We start from the raw sequence: 23871 nt of genomic DNA, 5'->3' as shown, positions 1-23871 counted from the left end.
TGTTGGCTAGATTTCGCCACGCAGTTTGGCGAGTGCTTCAGCGAGGATCGCTTCGCCGTCCGCGTCGCTGCGCCGTTCCCGTACATAGGCGAGATGCGTCTTGTACGGCTCGGTGCGCGGCGGGTCCGGCGGATTGTCCCGGTCCTGGCCGGCCGGGAAACCGCAGCGCGGGCAGTCCCACGTCTCCGGAACCTGTGCGTCACTGGCGAAGCTCGGCACCGTCTCGTGCCCGTTGGAGCACCAGAAGGAGATGCGCAGACGCGGCGCGGACTCGCCACGCTCGGCCTCACCCATCGGCCCCGCTCCGACCCGGCTTCCCCGGATCGCGTTGCCACTTGCCACGGTCGTAACTCCCTGCGTGATGGTGCCGCAAAGCATCGATAGGCAGCTCCGCTGCCAAGGCGCCCCAGTCTACGTAAGGCCCAACGCGCGTCCAGTGAAGGGAGTTACCCCCTGCCGCGGGGCGCGGAACCCCATGATAGGCCGCGCCCGCGGCGCCGTACGCGTGGTCAGCTGTCCAGCTTGAACAGCAGACCAAGGACGACAATGCACGCGAACCACAGCAGACCGACAACCACGGTGATGCGGTCGAGGTTACGCTCGGCGACCGAGGAACCACCGACCGACGACTGCATTCCGCCACCGAACATGTCGGAGAGACCGCCACCCTTTCCCTTGTGCATCAGCACCAGCAGCATCATCAGCAGGCTGAAGATGATGAGGGCGATCGAGAACCCCATAACCACGGCTGGACCAACTTCCTCGGACTGACGGGACTGAGACGGACTGCGGGGACCGGGCGAGATCTTCCGTGACACACAACCGGAAATGCTCACGCGGCCCCCGCAAGGGTACGACGGATCCGTGCTACCGCATACTCACTGGTCGCGGAACCTGACGATCTTGACGAACTCGTCGGCGTCCAGCGCCGCGCCGCCCACCAGGGCGCCGTCCACATCGGGCTTGGCCATGATCGCGGCCACGTTCCCGGACTTCACCGAGCCGCCGTACTGGATGCGGACCTGGTCGGCCAGCTCCTGCGAGTACAGCTCGGCCAGCCGCCCGCGGATCGCACCGCAGACCTCCTGGGCGTCCTCCGGGGTGGCGACCTCGCCGGTGCCGATGGCCCACACCGGCTCGTACGCGATCACGATGGACTCGGCCTGCTCGGCCGGGATGTCCTTGAGGCCGCCGTCGAGCTGGCTCAGCGTGTACGCGACCTGCTCGCCCGCCTTGCGGATGTCCAGGCCCTCGCCGACACAAAGGATCGGGGTCAGGCCGTGCCGGTACGCGGCCTTCACCTTGGCGTTGCAGATCTCGTCCGTCTCGGCGTGGTACTGCCGCCGCTCGGAGTGCCCGACGGCCACATAGCCGCACTTGAGCTTCGCCAGCATGGCGCCCGAGATCTCACCGGTGTACGCACCGGATTCGTGCGCCGAGATGTCCTGGGCGCCGTACTTGATCTTGAGCTTGTCGCCGTCGACCAGGGTCTGCACGGACCGCAGGTCGGTGAAGGGCGGCAGGACGGCGACCTCGACGGCGTCGTAGTCCTTGTCCGCCAGCGCGAAGGCGAGCTTCTGGACGTGCGCGATGGCCTCGAGGTGGTTGAGGTTCATCTTCCAGTTGCCCGCCATCAGCGGGGTGCGGCCGGTCTTTTCTGATGAAGCAGCCATTAAGGGGTCAGTCCTCCAGTGCGGCGAGGCCGGGAAGCGTCTTGCCTTCGAGATATTCGAGGCTCGCGCCGCCACCGGTCGAGATGTGGCCGAATGCCTTCTCGTCGAAGCCCAGGATGCGGACGGCGGCGGCGGAGTCGCCGCCGCCGACGACCGAGAAGCCCGGGGAGTCGACGAGCGCCTGGGCGACGGCCTTGGTGCCCTCGGCGTAGTCGGGGTGCTCGAAGACGCCCATGGGCCCGTTCCAGAAGACGGTGGCCGCGTCGGCGAGCTTCGAGGCGTACAGCCGGCCGGTCTCGGGGCCGATGTCCAGGCCCATCTGTCCGGCCGGGATGGCGTCCGCCGCCACCGTGGTGGGGTGGGCCGGGGCCTTGGTCTTGAGGTCCGGGAACTCCGGGGCGACCAGGACGTCCACGGGGAGTACGAACTCCACGCCACGCGCCTTGGCCCGCTTCAGGTAGTCCTGGACGGCCGGGATCTGGTCCTCCTGGAGCAGCGAGGAGCCGGTCTCGTGGCCCTGCGCCTTGAGGAAGGTGAAGACCATGCCGCCGCCGATCAGGATGCGGTCGGCCTTCTCCAGGAGATGGTCGATGACACCGAGCTTGTCGGAGACCTTGGCGCCGCCGAGCACGACGGCGTAGGGCCGCTCGACGTCATCGGTGAGCTTCTTGAGGACGCCGACCTCGGTGGCGATCAGACCGCCCGCGGCGTGCGGCAGACGGGCCGGCAGGTCGACGACCGAGGCGTGCTTGCGGTGCACGGCTCCGAAGCCGTCGCCCACGTACAGGTCGGCCAGTTCGGCGAGCTGGTCGGCGAAGGCGCCGCGCTCGGCGTCGTCCTTCGAGGTCTCGCCCGCGTTGAAGCGGAGGTTCTCGATGACGGCGACCCGGCCGTCGGCGAGGTCCGCGACCACGGCCTTGGCGGAGTCGCCGACCGTGTCGGTCGCGAACGCCACGTCGGCGCCGAGGAGTTCACCGAGGCGCGCGGCGACGGGGGCGAGCGAGAAGGCGGGATCCGGGGCGCCCTTGGGGCGGCCCAGATGGGACGCGACGATCACGCGGGCGCCGGCCTCGGCGAGCCTGGCGATCGTCGGCTGTACGGCGCGGATGCGGCCGTCGTCGGTGATGGTGGTGCCGTCGAGCGGCACATTGAGGTCGGCGCGGACGAATACGCGCTTGCCGCCGACCCCTTCGGCGAGAAGTTCGTCGATCGTCTTCATCTGCTGCTGGACTCCTTGAGGGTGTCTGGACAGGCCGACAGGGCTCGGTCGCCGCGGGTGCGCCGACCGAGCCCTGTCGCTCACATCGAGATGCCTACCGGCCCTGGATCAGAGCTGGCCGCCGACGAAGACGGTCAGGTCGACCAGACGGTTGGAGTAGCCCCACTCGTTGTCGTACCAGCCGATGACCTTGACGCTCTTGCCCTGGACCATGGTCAGGGAGGAGTCGAAGGTGCAGGAAGCCGGCCAGTTGACGATGTCCGAGGAGACGATCGGGTCCTCGGTGTAGTCCAGGATGCCCTTGAGCTGACCCTCGGCGGCCTTCTGGAACGCGGCGTTGACCTCGTCCTTGGTCACCTCGCGCTCCAGCTCGATCACCAGGTCGGTGACGGAGCCCGTCGGGACCGGGACGCGCATCGCGATGCCGTCGAGCTTGCCCGCCAGCTCCGGGATCACCAGCGCGGTGGCCTTGGCGGCACCGGTGGTGGTCGGAATGATGTTCTCCGCGGCGGCCCGGGCGCGACGCAGGTCGCTGTGCGGGAAGTCCAGGATGCGCTGGTCGTTCGTGTACGCGTGGACCGTCGTCATCATGCCCTTGACGATGCCGAAGTTCTCCAGGAGAACCTTGGCCATCGGCGCCACACAGTTGGTGGTGCAGGAGGCGTTGGAGATGACGTGGTGGTTCGCCGCCTCGTACTTGTCCTGGTTGACGCCCATCACGATGGTGATGTCCTCGCCCTTGGCCGGAGCCGAGATGAGGACCTTCTTGGCGCCGCCCGCGATGTGCTTCTCGGCGTCGGCCTTCTTGGTGAAGATGCCGGTCGACTCGATGACGATGTCGACGCCCAGCTCACCCCAGGGGATGTCTGCCGGGTTGCGCTCGGAGAGCACCTTGATGGTGTGACCGTCGACCGTAATGGTGTCGGCGGTGTGGGAGACCTCGGCCTTGAGGCGGCCCAGGATGGTGTCGTACTTCAGCAAATGTGCCGTGGTCGCAGTGTCACCCAGGTCGTTGACAGCCACGATCTCGATGTCTGCACCCTGCTCCAGCAGCGCGCGGAAGTAGTTACGACCGATGCGGCCAAAGCCGTTGATGCCTACGCGGATCGTCACGAACCGATCTCCTCGTTAGGTACGCCGGGTTTCGACGCCGGCGAGTTGTATGGGATGTCCCCGACCGCTTATGACCCTACCTCTCCACGGGCCGCCCGGTGACATCGAGCGGCCCTGCGAGCCGACGGCGGCCCGTACCCACCAGTAGGGGGTACGGGCCGCCGCCGTGCCGGGCGCCCGGCACGCATGTGCCGGGCGTGGCCTCAGTGCCGCAGGGCGCGCAGCGCCTTGCCGAGCACCGCCGCGCGCTGCGCCGCGTCCTGCACGTGCTCCAGGCCGAAGCCGAGCAGCACGGTGTCACGCGTGGTGACCGCGGCGTACGACTTGAAGAGCTCCTGGGATCGCGCCCAGTCCCCCTCCACGACGGGGCTTCCCGCCGGGGATCCGGGGGTGGTCCAGACCCCGAGGGAGGTCTCGAAGCCCTCGGACTCCTTCTCCGCACCGCCCACGGCCAGCCGCGCGCTGTCCGCGAAGACGCCCCGCCCGCCGCTGCCGGGGTCGGTGATGTAGCTGAGGGACAGGTCGACCTTCTTGCCCGCGTAGGCGCTCAGGTCGAAGGCCACCTGCTTCCAGCCGTTGGAGCTGCCGGTGAGGCTGTTCCAGGCGCCACTGGTGCCGGTCGCGGTGCAGCCGTCCGCGCCGAGCGTCAGATAGCGGCCCAGGAACGGGTGGCCGTCGAGGAAGAAGCCGGCCTCGCACTCGGCGGGGACGGTGGTGCTGCTCGCGCCGCCGGCCTCGGGGAGTGTGGTCCAGTCGTCGGCCCCGGTGGTGTGGGCCTCCAGGACCGCGTGGTCGTAGCCCGGCTCGGTGTTCCAGTTGAGCGCGAAACGGAGCTCGGGCTTGTCGGCCGCGGTGACGCCGGTGAGGTCGACGGTGCGGGCGAGCCGGCGCCAGTCGTTGTCCTCGTGGGCGGCGGCCGCCATCCACTGGCCCGCAAAGGGGGCGTACGGGTTCACGATCCCCGCGTACGTGCCCGCCTGCGCGCTCTTGAACTGCGGATACGTCGCGGGGTTCAGGACGTCGGAGGTGACGGTGTAGGCGCCCGCCGCGTTCAGCGGGTTGCCGGGCGCCGCGCCGAGCCGTCCGCTCGCCCCGGCGAGCGTTCCCGCACCGGTGAAGCCGGTGGCGCCGGAGCTGGACGTACGTCCGTACGCACCGAGGTAGTACTGGCTGAAGTCGTCGGTCGCGGCGCGCCCGACCTGGGCGTTGCCGCCGGCCTGCTCGCCGGCCTCGATCAGCTTGCCGCCCTCGTTGAGGAAGGCGCGCACGGCCAGCTGGGTGGCGCCGCCCGGGGCCACGGCGCCCGTGTAGTGGACGGCGGTGGAGAAGTGGCTGAGGACGCCCAGCGCGTGCGGGGCGCCCTGCGTGGCGACGTCCCAGACGGCCGCGGTACGGCCGTTGGCGCGCAGGGCGTCGACGTACGCCCGGGTCTGCTGGGCGGCCGCACCCTCCTCGGCGATCACGAGCGTGTCGGCGCGGGAGCGGTCGGCGACGGTGTAGGTGAAGTGCTCGCTGGAGGTGGACCTGCCGTTCTTGGTCCGTCCGGTGAACCAGACCTCGACCTTGTCGCCCGGATCGGCGTCCTCGACCTCGGCGCGGTACTCGTCGAAGTGGATGTTGTCCTCGCCGCCGTAAGTCTCGCCGCCCTTCCAGGCCTTGAGGTTCTCGTCGTGCGTACGGCCGCCGTTGATCCGGTAGTTGAGCTCCTTGTCCCGGACCGACTTGCGGGCGATGACGGAGACTTCCTGGTCGGCGCCGCGCGCGTACGAGGTGGTGAACGGGTCGAGGGTGAAGTCGGGGGCGTCCAGGCCGACCGAGGAGGACGGCTGGTCGGGGTGGGCGGCGGTCTCGGCGACGGAGAGCGCGAAGGGGACGTTCTTGGCGAACTCCTCCTGGATCAGCTTCTCGTCGTCGGGGAAGTTGAAGCCGGACCGGCAGTCCCTGGCCTCCCACGCGTCACCGGGGTCACTCGCGGAGGCGGTCTGGCAGGTCGTCATCTCCGGGGTGAACATCATCGTTCCGTTGACGTTCGCCGCGTGGCCGTCGGCCTCACCGTTGGTGGTGTACAGCTCGGAGGAGACCTGCGGGTAGTAGCCGGGGACGGCGGAGTTCTCGGGTGTGCCGGCGAGCGCCTTGTAGAGGACGTCGTCGGGTGTCGGCGTGGCGACCTGCCATCCCACGCCGTAGAGCAGCAGTTCGGCGGCGGAGTGGTAGTTGATGCCGTAGTCGAAGCCGATGCGCTTCTCGAAGCGGTCGATCGCCTGCGTCTCGGGCTCGGAGTTCGGGCCGGCGCCGCGGTAAGTCTCGCTGGTGGAGCGGGGGGACGAACCCTCGTCGTCGTAGCCCCACTTGTAGCCGAAGTTCCGGTTGAGGTCGACGCCGTCGGCGGAGGTCAGCGTGCCGTCCCCGTCGACCTCACGGAGGTTCTTGCGCCACAGCCGGGCGCTGTCACCGGTGTGGGTGTAGTCGTAGCCGTCCGGGTTGGCGGAGAGGACGAACCACAGCTCGGTGGAGTCGACGATCTTCGTGATCCGCCGGTCCTTGCCGTAGCCGTCCACGAAGTGGTGCATCAGCCGGCGCGTCATCTCGGGAGTGATCCACTCCCGGGCGTGCTGGTTGGACATGTAGAGCACGGACGGCTTGGCTCCGTCCTTGGTCGTCCGCGCGCCCTTGCTGACCTTGAGGGCGAGGATGTCCTGCCCCTTGACCGTCTTGCCGATGGAGACGACCTTGGCGATCCCGGGGTTGGCCTGCCCGGTCGTGACGATCTCTTCCTGGAGATTGCCCTTGCCGCTGTACGGGCGGTAGACACCGTCGCCCGCGGCCCGCAGCCGGGCCGCGGCCTTCGCGGGGACCGTGCGCTCGGTGACATCGACGCCCTGCTTCCCCAGGGCGCGGGCCTGGGCGTCGGTGAGGAACAGCTCGACCTTCGCGGTCCCCTTCTCGGGGGCCCGTTCGGTCAGTTCGTGGGCGTCCTGGCCGGCCGAGAGGAGCAGCGGTATCTGCTCCTTGGTGACCTCGGCGTCGAAGACCTTCACCGCGTCCGCGCCGGGTCCTGCCTCGGATCCGGGCTGTGCCTGGGCGGCGGGCGCCGCCGTCATTCCGCCCAGCAGCAACGCGCCCGCCGCGAGGATCGATCTCGCTCTTCGTCTCATGTGCCCCCCTTGCCGTTGTGTGCCACATCCGTGGACAGACGTCAGGCTGACCATGCTCCATGATCATGTCAAGGGCCTACCGATAACCCGCAACATGCCTGCTGCCAGCACCTATTGGGCGCGGGCAGCAGGCGACGGGGCGGACTCAGAGCCTGTCAGCCGACGAGACCGTCGGCCAGCTCCTCGCTGAGATTGGACTCCGTGCCCGGAATCCCGAGATCCTGCGCCCGCTTGTCGGCCATGGCCAGCAGACGGCGGATCCGGCCCGCGACCGCGTCCTTGGTGAGCGGCGGGTCCGCGAGCGCGCCCAGCTCCTCCAGGGACGCCTGCTTGTGCTCCATCCGCAGCCGGCCCGCGGCGGCGAGATGCTCGGGCACCTCCTCGCCGAGGATCTCCAGTGCGCGCTGCACCCGGGCGCCGGCCGCGACCGCGGCGCGGGCGGAGCGGCGCAGGTTCGCGTCGTCGAAGTTGGCGAGACGGTTGGCCGTGGCGCGGACCTCGCGGCGCATCCGCCGCTCCTCCCAGGCCAGCACCGATTCGTGCGCGCCGAGCCGGGTCAGCAGGGCGCCGATCGCGTCCCCGTCCCGTACGACCACGCGGTCCACCCCGCGCACCTCACGGGCCTTGGCGGCGATCTGCAGTCTGCGGGCCGCGCCGACCAGCGCGAGGGCGGCCTCGGGGCCCGGGCAGGTCACCTCCAGCGAGGAGGAGCGGCCGGGCTCGGTGAGCGAGCCGTGGGACAGGAACGCGCCGCGCCAGGCGGCCTCGGCGTCACAGGTGGCACCCGAGACGACCTGCGGGGGCAGTCCGCGGATCGGGCGCCCGCGGCCGTCGACCAGGCCGGTCTGCCGGGCGAGCTGATCACCACCGGTAATCACCCGTACGACGTAACGGCTGCCGCGGCGCAGTCCGCCGGGGGCCATCACCACCAGCTCGGAGCTGTGCCCGAAGATCTCCAGGATGTCCTTGCGGAGCCGGCGCGCGGCGATGCTGGTGTCCAGCTCCGCCTCGATCACAATGCGGCCGCTCACCAGGTGCAGCCCGCCCGCGAACCGAAGGATCGCCGAGACCTCCGCCTTCCTGCAGCACGTCCGGGTGACGGGGAGGCGGGCGATCTCGTCCTTCACCGCTGGCGTCATCGCCATGGGCCGATCCTTCCATGCATCCGAAAAATACGGTCGTACGCGGCTGCCAACAGCTCCGGATCGTGGACCGGGGAACTGTCGGGCGCTGCCACCGGCGCCAGCTCGACCGCGGCACCGAACCGTTTTGCGGCATCGGCGAGTGACTCGCGGTCGGGCACGGCGGCCTGGTCGGCCAGCACCACGTCCAGGGCGAGTTTAGGGGCGTGTCGCCCCAAAACCTCCAAATGACGCTGCGGTGAGAACCCATCGGTTTCACCGGGTTGTGGCGCGAGGTTCAGCGAGAGGACCCGGCGGGCCTTGGTCTCGACGAGCGCTTCGAGCAGCTCGGGCACCAGCAGATGGGGGATCACCGAGGAGAACCAGGAGCCGGGACCGAGCACCACCCAGTCCGCGTCCATGACCGCGGCGACGGCCTCAGGGACGGCCGGCGGGTCGTGCGGCACCAGATGCACCGACTGCACCTCACCGCGGGTGAGCGCCACCGTCGCCTGGCCGCGCACCGTCTGCACCTCGTCGGGCCGCGCCGGGTCATGGCCCCGTACGAGCGCCTGCAGCTCCAGCGGTACGGCGGACATGGGCAGCACCCGGCCGTGCGCGCCGAGGAGCTTGCCGACCAGGTCCAGGGCCTGGACATGGTCACCGAGCTGCTCCCAGAGGGCGACGATCAGCAGATTGCCGACCGCGTGCTCATGAAGCTCGCCCTGGGACTGGAAGCGGTGCTGGATCACCCGGGCCCAGGTCTGGCCCCAGTCGTCGTCGCCGCACAGCGCCGCCAGGGCCTTGCGCAGATCGCCGGGCGGCAGGACGCCGAGCTCCTCCCGGAGCCGGCCGCTGGAGCCGCCGTCGTCGGCGACGGTGACCACGGCGGTGAGGTCGCCGGTGATCCGGCGGAGCGCCGCGAGGGAGGCGGACAGGCCCATGCCACCGCCGAGCGCGACGACCTTCGGCTGGGCACCGCGCCCCCGCGCCGACAGCGCGGGGGCGCCCCTGCTCAGCCGGCGCAGGCGGAAGGTGCGTCCGGTCACTCGCGCCCCATGTCCCGGTGGACGACGACGGTCTCGACGCCCTCGGAGGCGAGGCGTGCGGCGACCTTCTCCGACATGGCGACGGAGCGGTGCTTGCCCCCCGTACAGCCGACGGCGACGGTCACATAGCGCTTGCCCTCGCGGCGGTATCCGGCGGCGATCAGCTGGAGCAGCTCGGTGTAGCGGTCGAGGAACTCCTTGGCGCCCGGCTGGTTGAAGACATAGGCGGACACCTCCTCGTTGAGCCCGGTGAAGGGGCGCAGCTCGGGAACCCAGTGCGGGTTGGGCAGGAAGCGGCAGTCCACCACCAGGTCCGCGTCGACCGGCAGGCCGTACTTGTAGCCGAAGGACATGACGGTGGCCCGCAGCTCCGGCTTCTCGTCGCCGGCGAACTGGGCGTCCATCTTGGCGCGCAGCTCGTGGACGTTGAGGCTGGAGGTGTCGATCACCAGATCGGCGTCACCGCGCAGCTCGCGCAGCAGGTCGCGCTCGGCCTCGATGCCGTCGACGATCCGGCCGTCGCCCTGCAGCGGGTGCGGTCGGCGTACGGATTCGAAGCGGCGGACCAGCGCCTCGTCGGAGGACTCCAGGAAGACGATCCGCCGGGTGACCTCCTTCGCGTCGAGGTCGGCGAGGGACTCCCGGAGGTTGTCGAAGAACCGGCGGCCGCGTACGTCGACGACGACGGCGATCCTCGCCACATTGCCCTGCGAGCGGGCGCCGAGCTCCACCATGGTGGGGATCAGCGCGGGCGGCAGGTTGTCCACGACGAACCAGCCGAGGTCCTCCAGACACTTGGCCGCGGTGCTGCGCCCCGCGCCCGACATGCCGGAGATGATCACCAGCTCGGGGATGGCCGCGTCGACGGCCTCACCGGCCTCCTTCGTGGTGCCCGTACTCACGTGCTCCGCTCCGTCCCGGTCGTGCTCAGTCATGCGTACTGCCCCCGTTGTCTTCCATGATCTCTCCTGTTGCCGTGTTCACGGCGGGTGCCGCCGGGGCCGCCTTGGCGAGCGCCACGGCCACGGACTCCGCCGTCTTGCGGCCGAGGCCCGGAACCTCGCAGATCTGCTCGATTGTCGCCTGCCGCAGCCGCTTCACCGAGCCGAAATGCTTGATGAGGGCCTGTTTGCGGGACTCGCCGAGGCCGGGGACGTCGTCCAGCGGACTGGTCCTGATGCGTTTGGCCCGCTTGGCCCGCTGATAGGTGATCGCGAAGCGGTGCGCCTCGTCGCGCACGCGCTGGAGGAGGTAGAGGCCCTCGCTGGAGCGGGGCAGTACCACCGGGTCGTCGTCCTCGGGCAGCCAGACCTCTTCGAGCCGCTTGGCGAGGCCGCAGACGGCGACATCGTCGATGCCCAGCTCGTCGAGGGCCCTCTTGGCCGCCGCGACCTGGGGCTGTCCGCCGTCGACCACGACCAGCTGGGGCGGGTAGGCGAAGCGCTTGGGCCTGCCGTCGTCCTCGACCGGGGATCCGGCCGGAAGCTCGTCGGAGAGCCCGGCGGCCGGCCCTGTGGGGGTCTCGGCGGCCGGCCCTGCGGCGGGCCCGGTGACCAGCCCTGCGGCGGGCTCGGCGGCCGGCCCTGTGATGGGCTCGGCCGTGGGCTCCTGCTCCGGCTGCTCCGACCACTCCCCCGTCTTCTCCTTCTCCTGCAGATAGCGCCTGAAGCGACGGCTGATCACTTCATGCATCGACCGTACGTCGTCCTGACCCTCGAACCCCTTGATCTGGAAGCGGCGGTATTCGCTCTTGCGAGCGAGGCCGTCCTCGAAGACCACCATGGACGCCACGACGTCGTCGCCCTGGAGATGGGAGATGTCGAAGCACTCGATCCGCAGCGGCGCGCTGTCCAGGCCGAGCGCTCCCGCGATCTCCTCCAGGGCGCGCGAGCGGGTGGTGAGATCGCTGGCGCGCTTGGTCTTGTGCAGGACAAGGGCCTGCTGGGCATTGCGCCCGACCATCGCCATCAGGTCCTTCTTGTCGCCGCGCTGCGGGATCCGCAGCGACACCTGCGAGCCGCGCCGGTCGCTCAGCCACTGGGTGACCGCGTCCGTGTCCTCGGGCAGGGCGGGGACCAGCACCTCCTTGGGGACGGCGTCGCCGCGCTCCTCCCCGTACAGCTGCTGCAGCGCGTGCTCGACGAGTCCCGCCGTCTCGACGGCCTCGACCTTGTCGGTGACCCAGCCGCGCTGGCCGCGGACCCGGCCGCCACGGACATGGAAGATCTGCACGGCGGCTTCCAGCTCGTCCTCGGCGACCGCGATCAGATCCGCGTCGGTGGCATCGGCGAGCACGACGGCGTTCTTCTCCATCGCGCGGCGCAGCGCGCCTATGTCGTCGCGCAGCCGGCCCGCCCTCTCGTACTCCATCTCCTCGGCCGCGTCCGTCATCCGCTGCTCCAGCCGGCGGATGTACGTGCCGGTACGGCCGGCCATGAAGTCGCAGAATTCCTCGGCCAGTTCGCGGTGCTCCTCGGGGGTGACCCGGCCGACGCAGGGCGCCGAGCACTTGCCGATATAGCCGAGGAGACAGGGCCGGCCGGTCCGCTCGGCGTTCTTGAACACCCCGGCGGAGCAGGTCCGTACGGGAAAGACACGGAGCATCAGATCGACCGTCTCGCGGATGGCCCAGGCCTGTCCGTACGGACCGAAGTAGCGCACGCCCTTCCTCTTGGCGCCGCGCATGACCTGAACCCGCGGGAACTCCTCGTTCATCGTGACCGCGAGGTAGGGATAGCTCTTGTCGTCGCGGTACTTGACGTTGAAGCGGGGGTCGAACTCCTTGATCCAGGAGTACTCCAGCTGGAGCGCCTCGACCTCGGTGGAGACGACGGTCCACTCGACGGAGGCGGCCGTGGTGACCATGGAGCGGGTGCGCGGGTGCAGGCTCGTCAGATCCTGGAAGTAGTTGGCGAGCCGCTGGCGCAGGCTTTTCGCCTTCCCGACGTAGATCACCCGGCGGTGGTCGTCGCGGAATTTGTAGACCCCCGGCGAGTCGGGGATCTGTCCCGGCTTCGGGCGGTAGCTGGAGGGGTCGGCCATGCCGTCCACCCTACTGGCGGGCACCGACAGTGTGGCCGCGCCGGGAGTCCGTCCGCGGTGACGGCCGTCAGGCGTTCGGTCCCGCGACGAGCTTTCCGCCCTCGGCCCTGACCGGCACCTCGGACAGCGGCACGGTCGCCGGGCCCTTGAGCGCCTTGCCGGTGGTGACATCGAAGCGGCTGCCGTGGCAGGGGCAGTCACCCACGGTGCCCTCCAGTTTCTCCAGGAGGCAGCCCGCGTGGGTGCACTGCGCGCTGAACGCCTTGTACTGGCCCTCCGCCGGGCAGCTCACGACCAGCCGCTGTTCCCGGTAGAGCTTGGCGCCGCCGACCGGGATCTCGTCCGCCGCGCCGAGGTCGACCGGGGAGGTCGGCGTCGGCTCCTCGGCGTGCCCCAGCTTCGAGTCGGTGGAACAGGCCGCCAGACCGAGTCCGGCCGCGCCGGCGAGCGCGGCGCCCTTCAGCACGGTGCGGCGAGGGGCGGGCTGGCCGGGCATGGTGTCTCCACGGGGCAGGGGACCGGGCTGGTCGGGCCGGTCGGTCGGGCGGGGCGTGTCGGTGACATACGCGACGATACCGGGGCTGTTCCGGCGGCCGCTCAGCGGCTGTCGCCCCGGAGCCGGGCGAGGAAGGCACCGGCCGCCGCGCGGAAGCCCTCCGGGTCTTCGCTCCAGGGCATGTGCCCGGCGTCGGGCAGGGTCGTCCTGGTCACGTCGGGCAGCGCGCGCTCCAGTGAGTCCACCGCCCGCCGGGGCCGGATGTCGTTCTCCCCGTCCACGATCAGTACGGGCAGGCCGAGCGCCGCGCACCGGTCCCGCAGCCCGTCCGTGGCCGAGGTCCGCCGCAGCTCCGCGGTGATGGTGGCATTGCACTCGTCATTGACGCCGAACCACGGAGTCGCCATGGCCTCGGCCCGCTCCAGGGCGCGGCGGCGGTCGCGGTCGGCGAAGTCCACCGACCACTGGAGGACCGCGAACTCCCGGTCCTCCGCCTCCGTACGGTCACCTCGCCGGTCACGCAGCTCCTCCCAGCGCTCGCGGTGTCCGCCCAGCTGCCCGCGGAAGGTCTCCTTGTACGCCGGGTGCCACGTGGAGTCGTCGTCGATGCCGGTGCCGGAGACATAGATCAGGCCGCTGACCCGCGCGGGACGGGCCAGGGCGTAGCTCAGGGCCAGCCGGGCGCCCCAGGAGTGACCGAGCAGTGCCATCCGTTCCAGGCCGAAGTGGCGCCGTACGGCATCGAGGTCGGCCACCGAGCGGCCGGTGCTGTACGGCCCCGTGCGCTGGGAGCGGCCGCAGCCGCGCTGGTCCCAGCGGAACACCCGGCGGTCCCCCAGCAGGGCGGCCGGCTCCTCCAGGGTGTCCCAGATGCCGGGTCCGCCATGGCAGAGGATCACGGGCTCGCCCGGCCCGTCCGCCGCCCGGGCGGCCCAGAGCCGGATCCCGTCGTCCGTCAGTACTGCCTCGCCCGGCACGGCCGTCTCGTCCATCCCTGGATTGTGCGGGGTCCGGAATGGACGGGACAGCCGTTTGATGAGGCGGTGATCTCCCGGCGGGGTGCGCCGGTCAGGAGCGGCGCGCGGCCGCCCTGGCCGGGACGGCCTTCTGGGCCGGGGTCTTTTGAGCCGGGGTTTTCTGGGCCGAGGTCTTCTGGGCCGGGGTCCTCTTGGCCGTGGCCTTCCCGGCTGTGGCCTTCTTCACCAGCGCCGCGTCGCTGATCCGCTCGACGTCCAGGATGTCGCGCAGGAACTTGCCCGTGTGGCTGGCCGGAACCCCTGCCACCTGCTCGGGAGTGCCTTCCGCGATGACCAGACCGCCGCCGTTGCCACCCTCGGGGCCCATGTCGATCACCCAGTCCGCCGTCTTGATGACGTCAAGGTTGTGCTCGATGACGATCACCGAGTTGCCCTTCTCGACCAGACCCGACAGCACCGTGATCAGCTTGCTGATGTCCTCGAAGTGCAGACCGGTCGTCGGCTCGTCCAGGACGTAGACCGTACGGCCCGTGGAGCGCTTCTGCAGCTCGCTCGACAGCTTCACACGCTGCGCCTCGCCGCCCGAGAGGGTCGGCGCGGACTGGCCGAGCCTGACATAGCCCAGGCCGACCTCGTTGAGCGTCCTGAGGTGGCGCGAGATCGTCGGGACGGCCTCGAAGAAGTCCAGGGCCTCCTCGATCGGCATGTCCAGCACCTCGGCGATGGACTTGCCCTTGTAGTGGACCTCCAGCGTCTCCCGGTTGTAGCGGGCGCCGTGACAGACCTCGCACGGCACATAGACGTCCGGCAGGAAGTTCATCTCGATCTTGATGGTGCCGTCGCCCGAGCAGTTCTCGCAGCGGCCGCCCTTGACGTTGAAGGAGAAGCGCCCGGGGAGATAGCCGCGGACCTTGGCCTCCATGGTCTCCGCGAAGAGCCTGCGCACATGGTCGAAGACGCCGGTGTACGTGGCCGGGTTGGACCGGGGCGTACGGCCGATGGGCGACTGGTCGACATGGACCACCTTGTCGACCAGGTCGTCGCCGTCGACGCGGGTGTGCCGTCCCGGCACCGACTTGGCGCCGTTCAGCTCGCGTGCCAGGTGCGTGTAGAGGATGTCATTGACCAGCGTCGACTTGCCGGAGCCCGAGACGCCCGTGACCGCCGTGAACACGCCCAGCGGGAAGGACACGTCGATGTCCCGCAGGTTGTTCTCCCGGGCGCCGTGCACGGTGAGCCGCCGCCCCGGGTCGACGGGCCGGCGGATGACGGGGGTCGGGATGGCCCGCTTGCCCGACAGATACTGGCCGGTGATCGATTCCTTGTTGGCCAGGAGCCCCTTCAACGGTCCCGAGTGCACGACCTTGCCGCCGTGCTCGCCCGCGCCGGGGCCGATGTCCACCACCCAGTCGGCCACCTTGATGGTGTCCTCGTCGTGCTCCACGACGATCAGGGTGTTGCCCATGTCACGCAGCCGGACCAGGGTCTCGATGAGCCGGTGGTTGTCCCGCTGGTGCAGGCCGATGGACGGCTCGTCCAGGACGTACAGCACCCCGACAAGACCCGAGCCGATCTGGGTGGCGAGCCGGATGCGCTGGGCCTCGCCGCCGGACAGGGTGCCCGCGGCGCGGTTGAGCGACAGATAGTCCAGGCCGACGTCGACCAGGAACTTCAGCCGTTCGTTGACCTCCTTGAGCACCCGCTCGGCGATCTTCTTGTCCCGGGCGTTCAGCTTGAGCATGCCCAGGAAGTCGGCGCAGTCGCTGATCGAGAGCGCGGCGACGTCGGCGATGGACTTGTCCATGACCGTGACCGCGAGGACGATCGGCTTGAGCCTCGTGCCCTGACAGGTCGGGCAGGGCACCTCGCGCATATAGCCCTCGAAGCGCTCCCTGCTGGAGTCGCTCTCGGCCTCGCTGTGCCGCCGCTTGACGAAGGAGACCGCCCCTTCGAAGGCGGGGGTGGTGTACGCGCGCTCGCGGCCGTACCGGTTGCGGTAGCGGACCTCGACCTGGGTCTTGTGGCCGTGCAGCAGGGCCTTCCTGGCGCGCTGCGGCAGTCCGGCCCACGGGATGTCCGTACGGAAGCCGAGGGCCTCGGCGAGGCCGCCGATCAGCCGTCCGAAGTACTCCTTGGTGTGTCCGTGGGACCAGGGGTGGATCGCGCCTTCGTCGAGGGACTTCTCCTCGTCGGGGATGATCAGCTCCGGGTCGACCTCCATGCGCGTCCCGATACCGGTGCAGTCGGGGCAGGCGCCGAAGGGCGAGTTGAAGGAGAAGGAGCGGGGCTCCAGCTCCTCGAAGGAGAGATCGTCGTACGGGCAGTACAGATGCTCGGAGTACATCCGCTCGCGCTCGGGGTCGTCCTCGGGGAGATCGACGAAGTCGAGCACGACCATGCCGCCGGAGAGACCGAGGGCGGTCTCGACCGAGTCGGTCAGCCGGCGCTTGGCGCTGTCCTTCACCGTGAGGCGGTCGATGACCACCTCGATGGTGTGCTTCTCCTGCTTCTTGAGCGTCGGCGGCTCGGTGAGCTGGACGGTCTGCCCGTCGACCCTGGCCCTGCTGTAGCCCTTGGTCTGCAGATCGGAGAAGAGATCGACGAACTCGCCCTTGCGCTCGCGGACGAGCGGCGAGAGGACCTGGAAGCGGCTGCCCTCGGGAAGCTCGAGCACCCGGTCCACGATGGCCTGCGGCGACTGGCGCGAGATCGGCCGGCCGCACTCGGGGCAGTGCGGCTTGCCGATCCGGGCGAAGAGCAGCCGGAGGTAGTCGTAGACCTCGGTGATCGTGCCGACCGTCGAGCGCGGGTTGCGCGAGGTCGACTTCTGGTCGATGGAGACCGCCGGGGACAGACCTTCGATGAAGTCGACGTCCGGCTTGTCCATCTGACCGAGGAACTGCCGGGCGTACGAGGACAGTGACTCCACGTACCGGCGCTGCCCCTCGGCGAAGATCGTGTCGAACGCGAGGGAGGACTTGCCCGACCCGGAAAGCCCGGTGAAGACGATGAGGGAGTCACGGGGGAGGTCGAGCGAGACGTTCTTGAGATTGTGCTCGCGCGCGCCACGGACGATGAGACGGTCGGCCACGCCGGTCCGCACCTTTCTGAAGAGAAGCAGGGGCAGAGCCCCCTACGCAGACTAGGGGGGTCGCCAGAGCAATGGATTGCCAAGCGGTGTATCGCCGGGTTCGGGACTGCCCGGCTCAGGGTTGTCTACATGCCAGGATGCCTCTCCTGAGCTTATAGCACGCACATTCGATTTACGGTGGTCCTTCACCGCCTTCACCCGATCGAGTGGCGGGGCTATCGTCGGCGTCATGATGGATCATGTGCGCGACCTGGCATCTGTACGTGAAGCGACCGAGCGGCTCCTCGCCGCGGTCGCCGTACTGGACAACGCGGCGGTCGCCGCGCCGTCACGGCTCCCGGGCTGGAGCCGTGGTCATGTGCTGGCCCATCTCGCCAGGAACGCGGACGCCCTGGTCAATGTCCTCGAAGACCGGCCGATGTACGCGGACGCCGCGACGCGCGACGCGGACATCGAGCGGGACGCTCCGAGGTCTCCCGCCGACCAGCTCGCCGACCTACGTAACACCGCCGACCGCTTCCTGCATTCCGCGGCGGCCGCTCCCGCCGACTGGACCCGCGTGATCACGATGCGCAACGGCGTCACGGACGTGGCCGCCCGCGTTCCGTTCCGCCGCTGGATCGAGATCGAGCTGCACCACGTCGACCTGGGCCTCGACCGTGAGCTGGAAGACCTGTCCGAGGAGTTCACCGGGCGCGAGATCGACTTCCTCGCGGAGCGCTTCGCCGGGAACCCCACCGTCCCGCCGCTGGCCCTGAGCACCCCCGACGGACGCAGCTGGCGCACCGGGCGCACGGACGGCGCCCCGCTCCCCGTCACCGGTCCGGCCCCGGACCTGATGGGCTGGCTCGCGGGCCGTCGCGACGGGTCGGCGCTGAAGTCCCCGGACGCCCCCCTGCCCCTCCTGCCTCCGCTATAGGCTGAGCCGTATGACGTACAGCGGAGCGGTGAAGGTCGGCGGACCGGCGGATGTGCATGAGCTGCCCGCCCTGATGATCTCCAAGGTCGCCGTCGGGCCGTTGGACAACAACGCCTATCTGCTGCGCTGCCGGGCCACCGGCGAGCAGCTGCTGATCGACGCGGCCAACGACTCCGCGACGCTGCTGACCCTGATCGGTGACGACGGCATCGCGTCCGTCGTCACCACCCATCGCCACGGCGACCACTGGCAGGCTCTCGCCGAGGTCGTGGCGGCCACCGGCGCCCGTACGTACGCCGGTCGGTACGACGCCGAGGGCATCCCCGTCCCGACCGATGTCCTCGTCGAGGACGGGGACACGATCCGGGTCGGGGAGATCGGGCTCACCGCCCTGCATCTGGTGGGCCACACGCCGGGCTCGATCGCCCTGGTGTACGACGACCCGCACGGCCACGCGCATGTGTTCACCGGCGACTGCCTGTTCCCGGGCGGCCCCGGGAACACCGCCGGTCCCGCGGACTTCACGAGCTTGATGGACGGTCTCGAAGCCAAGGTCTTCGACGCCCTGCCGGACGAGGCCTGGATCTACCCCGGCCACGGAAACGACTCCACCCTCGGCGCGGAACGCCCGCACCTCGCGGAGTGGCGGGCCCGCGGCTGGTGACCCGCCGGGCCCCCGGCTGCCCGGCTCGGCGGCCCGGCTCGGCTGCCCGCTGATAATCGCTCGATAGCCCTCGGCTCGCTCTTTACGATCGTTCCATGCCGACCCCCGTGTATCCGTCGAAGCCCCGCCCAGGCGACCGGATCGGGGTGGTCTCGCCGTCCTCCGGTCTGCCGGGGCTGCTGCCGCTCCCGTACGAACTGGGCCTCAGCCGGCTGGAGAAGGACTTCGGGCTGATCCCGGTCGAGTATCCGACGACCCGGAAGATGGGCTCGACGCCCCAGGAGCGGGCCGACGACCTGCACGCCGCCTTCGCGGATCCGACCGTGACCGCCCTGATGGCGACCATCGGCGGGGACGATCAGATCACCGTACTGCCACTGCTGGACCGGAAGCTGATCCGCGAGAACCCCAAGCCCTTCTTCGGCTTCAGCGACCACACCAATCTGCTGGCGTATCTGTGGAACACCGGGATCGTCGGCTACCACGGCGGGGGTGTGATGACCGCGCTGGGCCGGCCCGGCGCGATGGATCCGCTCACCGAGGAGTCGCTGCGGGCCGCGCTGTTCGGCTCCGGGCCGTACGAACTGCGCCCTGCCCGGCGGTTCGGGGACACGGACCGCGACTGGGCGGATCCGGCGACCTTCATGACGGAGCCGGAGACCCGGCCGGGCGGCGGCTGGAGCTGGCACGGGCCCGAGCGGGTGGTGGAGGGCCGCAGCTGGGGCGGCAATCTGGAGATTCTCTCCTGGCTGCTGATGGCGGACCGGGAGATCCAGGCCGATCTCTCCGCGTACGACGGCTGCGTACTGCTCCTGGAGACCTCGGAGGAACTGCCGGCCGCCGAGGAGGTGTTCCGGATCCTGCGCAATATGGGCGAGCGCGATCTGCTGCGGCGTTTTCCCGCGCTGCTGATGGCACGCCCCAAGACCTGGTCGTTGCAGCGCCGGCACAGCCCGGAGGAGGCGGCCCGGTACGCGCGGGAGCAGCGGGCGGCGGTGGTGCGCGCGCTGGCCGCGTACGCCCCCGGCACCATGGCCGTCTTCGATGTGGACTTCGGCCACACCGACCCGCAGCTGGTCATTCCGTACGGCGGTCCTGTACGGGTGGACGGGACGGCGCGGCGGATCACCGTGACCTACTGAACCGTCGCCACCGCTGAACCGCCGTCGCCTACTGAACGAGCCGTCGCCGCCGCGAAACGCGTCCGGGGCGGGTGGCAGCCTCGCCACTCGCCCCGGACCCCTGCCGTGCGGATCAGGCTTCGATGCTGTCCTTGCTGTCCGTCTCGGTCTTGGCGGCCGCGTCGCGCTCCGCCTGCTTCTTGGAGGCGATCAGGCTGGTGATCGTGGTGATGACCAGGACACCGCAGATGACCGCCAGCGAGACCGGGATGGAGATCTCGGGGACGTGCACACCCGTCTCGTGCAGCGCGTGCAGCACCAGCTTCACTCCGATGAAGCCCAGGATGACCGACAGGCCGTAGCTGAGGTGCACCAGCTTCCTGAGGAGTCCGCCGATGAGGAAGTACAGCTGCCGCAGTCCCATCAGGGCGAACGCGTTGGCGGTGAAAACGATGTACGGGTCCTGGGTCAGGCCGAAGATCGCGGGGATGGAGTCCAGCGCGAACAGCACATCGGTGGTGCCGATGGCCAGCATGACCACCATCAGCGGGGTCAGGATCCGCTTGCCGTTGCTCCGGATGAAGAGCTTGGTGCCGTGGTACTTGTCGGCGACACCGAAGCGCTTCTCGATGGACTTGAGGAGGCGGTTCTCCTCGAACTCCTCGTCCTCGTCGTCGGAGCGCGCCTCCTGGATGAGCTTCCAGGCGGTGTAGATCAGGAACGCGCCGAAGATGAAGAAGACCCACGAGAAGCTGGCGATGATGGCGGCGCCGGCGGCGATGAAGATCGCGCGCAGGACCAGGGCTATCAGCACACCGATGAGCAGCACCCGCTGCTGCAGATGCGACGGCACCGAGAACTTCGCCATGATCAGGACGAAGACGAAGAGATTGTCGACACTGAGCGACTTCTCGGTGATGAAGCCCGCGAAGAACTCCCCGGACGCCTGGCCCGTACCGAAGACCATCAGGCCGAGGCCGAACAGCGCGGCGAGGGCGATCCAGACGACCGTCCAGATACCGGCTTCCTTCATCGACACGTCATGGGGCTTGCGCCCGATGAAGAAGTCGACCGCGATCAGGGCGGACAGACCAAGAATGGTCAGCACCCACAAGTTCAATGAAACGTCCACTGCGCCTCCGGCGTCGTACGGCTACTGATCAGCGTCGTCGCTGCCGGAGGTCTCTTCCACCCGGGCGGTCTTGCCGCCGGCCGGGCCGACGCCCCGGGACCGATTGCGGTCCGTATTGACGGGTACGTCGCGATGTGGGAGTACTCCCCTCCGCTGCAAAGAAGAGTACAGGAAAGCCCAAGGAAAGGTAAAGAAAAAGGTAAAGGGGAGCCAAGTGTGCAGGTCAGCGACGCCAGGAGCGTCGAGTGAGCGCCACCTGCTCCAGCACCTGGAGCAGCACCCGGCTCCCCGGCGGTACCGCCGGCGGCTCGTACGTCCAGGCATGTCCGACCCACGGGTCGGCCAGGTGATCGTCGGGGACCGGGGTGATCCGCAGCAGGGACCGCCAGAGCGGATCCAGCACCGGTCCGTACGCGCTCGCGTCCTCGCGGTCCGCGACCATCAGCAGATGCACGCCGACCGCCGGGCCCTCGTCGGCGAGATAGCGCAGCTGTGTCACCGCGCGGTCGTCGAAGCCGTGCGGGAAGTCATTGACGATCAGCAGCTGCTCGGCGGTGTCCAGATCCGGCGGGAGCGACTCGGCGGCGCCGCCGCGCACCGCCATCTGCACCAGATCCACCCGCTGGGTGAGCTTCGTGAGGACGGCCGCCACTCCCCCGGCACCCGCCGCCGGAGGCTCGGCGAGCACGCCGGAGGCCGTCAGCGGGGCCAGTGACCGGGCCGCCGAACCGGCCGGGTCGATCACATGGACGGTGAACTCGCCGGGCGGATAGACGGCGAGGAGCCGGGCCGCGAGGGCGACCGCGGTGTCCATGGCCAGCCCGCGCAGCTGGGCCTCGTCCATCATCAGGGCGGCCTCGGAGCCCGACCGGCCGCTGTCGACCCACAGCCCGCGCTCCAGCGGCAGCCGTACCAGCATCGGGATCCGCAGCTCCGGGCGCTCGGGCAGATGGACATCACCGAGGCGCAGCGCCATCGGGATCTCCATCGGGACGCGGTACGCGTGCCAGACGGGGCTGTCCCAGCGGGCGTAGGCGGCCGGCAGCGCGGGCTCCACGACCTCGGACTCGGCGACGAGCTGGGCGAGATCGCGCTCCAGGACGTCGCGGGCCTGGCCGGCGAGCTGGTCGTGCTTGGCGCGGGCCGCCTCACGGGCGGCGTCGCCCGCCCCGCCGATGCGGTTACGGGGATCGGAGAGGACGCGGTCCAGCTCCTGGTCGAGCCGGGACTCGGCGAAGTCCATCGCGCTGCGGTACGCCGCGACGGTGCGGGCCAGGTCCTCGAACATGCCCCAGACCTGGTTGTAGAGGCGCTCTTCCATCGACCAGCCCGTGGCGTCGCCCGCGACGGGCCGGGCAGGCTGCCCCGGCGGTCCCGGCGGCGCGGCCGGGGGCGGTGTCGGGGGCGCGGAGGTCTGACGGCCCGGGTGCGTGTAGTTGACCGCGCCGCCCGCCCCGCCCGCCCCGGCCTGCGCGGCGGCGGCCGCCGGCTGCGGTACGGCGTCGGGCGCGGTCTGCGGCGCGGGGGTCATGGGCTGCGGTGCGGGAGCGCCGCCCGAGGTGGCCGGTCCTGACGCCGCGGACGAAGGAAGCCCGTCGGGCCTGACCCGCACGCCGTCCGGCGCGCCGGGCAGGGGCGTCTGGACGACGCCGGCCATGTGCCGGGCCACCGCCTGCTGGATGTCTGCGGCGACGGCGCGGGCCTGTGGCAGTCCCTGGTCGCCGAAGAGCTCGGCGAGCCCGCCCGCGTATCCCTGGCCGACGGCCCTGACCTTCCAGGCGCCCTGGCGGCGGTACAGCTCCAGCGCGACGACGGCGGACTCGGCGTCCAGACCGGTGAGGGTGAAGCTGGCGACCTCGGTGCCGTCGGTGGAGGTGACGGCGGCGAAGGGGGCCGCGGTGGTGCCGAAGCGGTCGGGTCCGCCGACGCCTTCGGGGAGGGCGAGCAGCACATGCACCAGATGCGCCTGCTCCGGCACGGCTTCCAGATCGATGTGGAAGCGCAGGCCGGCGGCGGCCTGGCGGGAAACCTCGATGCCCGGGAGGGTGGGCGAGCCGGGGTGGGCGATCCATTCCGTGCCACGCACGCTGCCCTGGGCGTCACCGAGCGTGGCGCAGGCCATGACCGGGGCGCCGGCTGTCACCCGGATCTCCAGTCGGGTGTGGGGCAAGGGGTGGTTCTGCCCCCGGACCAGCTCGGCCGTCATCGCCTCTGTCCCCTCATCGGTCTCGCGTCGGTGTTCAGGTGTCGGTCGAGGTGTTCGGATTCACGTGTCGGTGGAGCCCCCGGAGGCCAGGCCCTGTCGGACAGGGCCTGGCCTCCGCGAGCTGTGTGCTCCACTCCGACGAACCGCGGTGTCTACCGGGTGTCTACAGGTGCGGCAGGATCGACGGCATCAGGTCCTGGAACGTACGGCCGTTGGCCGGGTTTCCGAGGGCCGTCATCTGCCAGCCCGCGCCCGCGCGGTGCACCTTGGCCATGATCTGGGCGGTGTACTGACCGCCGCCGTCGAGCGTGTAGCGCGCCAGCTCCTGGCCGTTGGTCTCGTCAACGATGCGGCAGAAGGCGTTCTGCACCTCCTGGAACGTCTGGCCGGTGAACGAGTTCACCGTGAAGACGATCTGGTCGATATGGACCGGGATGCGCTGCAGGTCGACAAGGATCGCCTCGTCGTCGCCGCCCTGGCCGGCGCCGCCGACCAGGTTGTCACCGGTGTGCCGCACCGAGCCGTCGTCGCTGACGAGATGGCGGAAGAAGACCACATCGACCGGCTGCTTGTCGGCGAACAGCACCGCCGAGGCGTCGAGGTCGATCTCGCGGGTCCGGGAGCCGAAGAGGCCCCGGCGCGGCGCGGCCTGCCAGCCGAGCCCCATCCGCACCGCGGTCAGGGTGCCGCCGCCCTTCTTCTCCAGGCTGATGGCCTGACCCTTGGTCAGATTGACCCCAGGGCCCCCGGGCGCACTGCCCTTGGATACGTCCACCACGCGCTGTCCCCTCTCGAATGGTTCCCCCGCAACCGTCCGTGTGCGGTTGCGCAGAACCCTACGCAGTCGTGCGGACGGTGCAGGAGGCTTAAACCGTTTTTGTGTCGGTCTTGCA

At 70.0% G+C, this 23871-nt stretch carries 19 protein-coding genes; 3 read left to right on the top strand and 16 right to left on the bottom strand.

The genetic code is table 11. The features are described from left to right. Positions 1–6 precede the first annotated feature (6 nt). The 13 genes from ACZ6MZ_RS29465 to uvrA form a co-directional block, all read right to left on the bottom strand. Positions 7–342 carry an RNA polymerase-binding protein RbpA gene (locus ACZ6MZ_RS29465; protein ID WP_078615979.1) on the bottom strand — a complete coding sequence of 112 codons (336 nt, stop codon included), beginning with the start codon at positions 340–342 and terminating at the stop codon, positions 7–9. 167 nt (positions 343–509) lie between these two features. Further along, complete coding sequence (secG, locus tag ACZ6MZ_RS29460) at positions 510–740, bottom strand: preprotein translocase subunit SecG (RefSeq protein WP_384183672.1); 231 nt, start codon at positions 738–740, stop codon at positions 510–512. A 138-nt stretch (positions 741–878) separates the two neighbouring features. Beyond that, positions 879–1673: a triose-phosphate isomerase gene (gene tpiA / locus ACZ6MZ_RS29455; RefSeq protein WP_384183526.1), complete on the bottom strand. Its 795-nt coding sequence runs from the start codon at positions 1671–1673 to the stop codon at positions 879–881. Positions 1674–1680: 7 nt separating this feature from the next. After that, positions 1681–2892, bottom strand: a complete 1212-nt coding sequence (locus ACZ6MZ_RS29450) for a phosphoglycerate kinase (RefSeq protein WP_469355380.1) — start codon at positions 2890–2892, stop codon at positions 1681–1683. A 108-nt stretch (positions 2893–3000) separates the two neighbouring features. Beyond that, complete coding sequence (gene gap / locus ACZ6MZ_RS29445; RefSeq protein WP_384183531.1) at positions 3001–4005, bottom strand: type I glyceraldehyde-3-phosphate dehydrogenase; 1005 nt, start codon at positions 4003–4005, stop codon at positions 3001–3003. A 203-nt stretch (positions 4006–4208) separates the two neighbouring features. Then, on the bottom strand, positions 4209–7160 hold the full coding sequence (locus tag ACZ6MZ_RS29440) for a M14 family metallopeptidase (protein ID WP_469355378.1): 2952 nt from the start codon (positions 7158–7160) through the stop codon (positions 4209–4211). 155 nt (positions 7161–7315) lie between these two features. Next, positions 7316–8305 (bottom strand): DNA-binding protein WhiA, encoded by a 990-nt coding sequence (gene whiA, locus ACZ6MZ_RS29435; protein WP_384183537.1) that lies wholly within the window; start codon positions 8303–8305, stop codon positions 7316–7318. Continuing rightward, positions 8296–9330: a gluconeogenesis factor YvcK family protein gene (locus ACZ6MZ_RS29430; protein WP_384183540.1), complete on the bottom strand. Its 1035-nt coding sequence runs from the start codon at positions 9328–9330 to the stop codon at positions 8296–8298. Before ACZ6MZ_RS29430 ends, whiA begins: the two co-directional genes overlap by 10 nt. Further along, positions 9327–10265: an RNase adapter RapZ gene (gene rapZ, locus ACZ6MZ_RS29425; RefSeq protein ID WP_384183543.1), complete on the bottom strand. Its 939-nt coding sequence runs from the start codon at positions 10263–10265 to the stop codon at positions 9327–9329. Before rapZ ends, ACZ6MZ_RS29430 begins: the two co-directional genes overlap by 4 nt. Next, on the bottom strand, positions 10258–12372 hold the full coding sequence (uvrC, locus tag ACZ6MZ_RS29420) for an excinuclease ABC subunit UvrC (RefSeq protein WP_389788194.1): 2115 nt from the start codon (positions 12370–12372) through the stop codon (positions 10258–10260). Before uvrC ends, rapZ begins: the two co-directional genes overlap by 8 nt. 67 nt (positions 12373–12439) lie before the next feature. Beyond that, on the bottom strand, positions 12440–12868 hold the full coding sequence (locus ACZ6MZ_RS29415; RefSeq protein ID WP_389788196.1) for a Rieske (2Fe-2S) protein: 429 nt from the start codon (positions 12866–12868) through the stop codon (positions 12440–12442). A gap of 101 nt (positions 12869–12969) precedes the next feature. Then, a complete protein-coding gene (locus tag ACZ6MZ_RS29410) occupies positions 12970–13860 on the bottom strand; it encodes an alpha/beta fold hydrolase (protein WP_469355374.1) in 891 nt (296 codons plus the stop codon). Positions 13861–13936: 76 nt separating this feature from the next. Next, the gene (gene uvrA, locus ACZ6MZ_RS29405; protein WP_469355372.1) at positions 13937–16936 is read right to left on the bottom strand and encodes an excinuclease ABC subunit UvrA; all 3000 of its coding nucleotides are present in this window, start codon (positions 16934–16936) and stop codon (positions 13937–13939) included. 229 nt (positions 16937–17165) lie between these two features. Between uvrA and ACZ6MZ_RS29400 the strand changes: the two genes are divergently transcribed. From ACZ6MZ_RS29400 to ACZ6MZ_RS29390, 3 genes are all read left to right on the top strand, one after another. After that, entirely contained in the window at positions 17166–17855 is a 690-nt protein-coding gene (locus tag ACZ6MZ_RS29400; RefSeq protein ID WP_469355371.1) for a maleylpyruvate isomerase family mycothiol-dependent enzyme, read from the top strand. Between the two features lie 10 nt (positions 17856–17865). Further along, positions 17866–18519 (top strand): MBL fold metallo-hydrolase, encoded by a 654-nt coding sequence (locus ACZ6MZ_RS29395; RefSeq protein ID WP_469355369.1) that lies wholly within the window; start codon positions 17866–17868, stop codon positions 18517–18519. Between the two features lie 95 nt (positions 18520–18614). Then, positions 18615–19661: a S66 family peptidase gene (locus ACZ6MZ_RS29390; protein WP_469355367.1), complete on the top strand. Its 1047-nt coding sequence runs from the start codon at positions 18615–18617 to the stop codon at positions 19659–19661. A 112-nt stretch (positions 19662–19773) separates the two neighbouring features. Here the strand turns inward: ACZ6MZ_RS29390 and ACZ6MZ_RS29385 are convergent, their stop codons facing one another. The 3 genes from ACZ6MZ_RS29385 to ACZ6MZ_RS29375 all read right to left on the bottom strand — a co-directional run bounded on the left by ACZ6MZ_RS29385 (position 19774) and on the right by ACZ6MZ_RS29375 (position 23708). After that, complete coding sequence (locus ACZ6MZ_RS29385; RefSeq protein ID WP_384183565.1) at positions 19774–20772, bottom strand: TerC family protein; 999 nt, start codon at positions 20770–20772, stop codon at positions 19774–19776. Between the two features lie 223 nt (positions 20773–20995). Further along, positions 20996–22978, bottom strand: a complete 1983-nt coding sequence (locus tag ACZ6MZ_RS29380) for a TerD family protein (protein ID WP_469355365.1) — start codon at positions 22976–22978, stop codon at positions 20996–20998. Positions 22979–23141: 163 nt separating this feature from the next. Continuing rightward, complete coding sequence (locus tag ACZ6MZ_RS29375; RefSeq protein ID WP_389676906.1) at positions 23142–23708, bottom strand: TerD family protein; 567 nt, start codon at positions 23706–23708, stop codon at positions 23142–23144. Positions 23709–23871 lie beyond the last annotated feature (163 nt).

It is taken from the genome of Streptomyces sp. NPDC042201, assembly GCF_055582185.1.
This window is presented reverse-complemented; position numbering and strand designations above follow the sequence as displayed.

Excerpts from the sequence above, each read along its gene's own strand:
- tpiA (WP_384183526.1), bottom strand. The coding sequence starts at position 1,673 with ATGGCTGCTTCATCAGAAAAGACCGGCCGCACCCCGCTGATGGCGGGC.
- secG (WP_384183672.1), bottom strand. The coding sequence starts at position 740 with ATGGGGTTCTCGATCGCCCTCATCATCTTCAGCCTGCTGATGATGCTG.
- ACZ6MZ_RS29410 (WP_469355374.1), bottom strand. The coding sequence starts at position 13,860 with ATGGACGAGACGGCCGTGCCGGGCGAGGCAGTACTGACGGACGACGGG.
- uvrC (WP_389788194.1), bottom strand. The coding sequence starts at position 12,372 with ATGGCCGACCCCTCCAGCTACCGCCCGAAGCCGGGACAGATCCCCGAC.
- ACZ6MZ_RS29415 (WP_389788196.1), bottom strand. The coding sequence starts at position 12,868 with ATGCCCGGCCAGCCCGCCCCTCGCCGCACCGTGCTGAAGGGCGCCGCG.
- whiA (WP_384183537.1), bottom strand. The coding sequence starts at position 8,305 with ATGGCGATGACGCCAGCGGTGAAGGACGAGATCGCCCGCCTCCCCGTC.
- rapZ (WP_384183543.1), bottom strand. The coding sequence starts at position 10,265 with ATGACTGAGCACGACCGGGACGGAGCGGAGCACGTGAGTACGGGCACC.
- ACZ6MZ_RS29395 (WP_469355369.1), top strand. The coding sequence starts at position 17,866 with ATGACGTACAGCGGAGCGGTGAAGGTCGGCGGACCGGCGGATGTGCAT.
- ACZ6MZ_RS29450 (WP_469355380.1), bottom strand. The coding sequence starts at position 2,892 with ATGAAGACGATCGACGAACTTCTCGCCGAAGGGGTCGGCGGCAAGCGC.
- ACZ6MZ_RS29440 (WP_469355378.1), bottom strand. The coding sequence starts at position 7,160 with ATGAGACGAAGAGCGAGATCGATCCTCGCGGCGGGCGCGTTGCTGCTG.
- ACZ6MZ_RS29400 (WP_469355371.1), top strand. The coding sequence starts at position 17,166 with ATGATGGATCATGTGCGCGACCTGGCATCTGTACGTGAAGCGACCGAG.
- ACZ6MZ_RS29390 (WP_469355367.1), top strand. The coding sequence starts at position 18,615 with ATGCCGACCCCCGTGTATCCGTCGAAGCCCCGCCCAGGCGACCGGATC.
- ACZ6MZ_RS29380 (WP_469355365.1), bottom strand. The coding sequence starts at position 22,978 with ATGACGGCCGAGCTGGTCCGGGGGCAGAACCACCCCTTGCCCCACACC.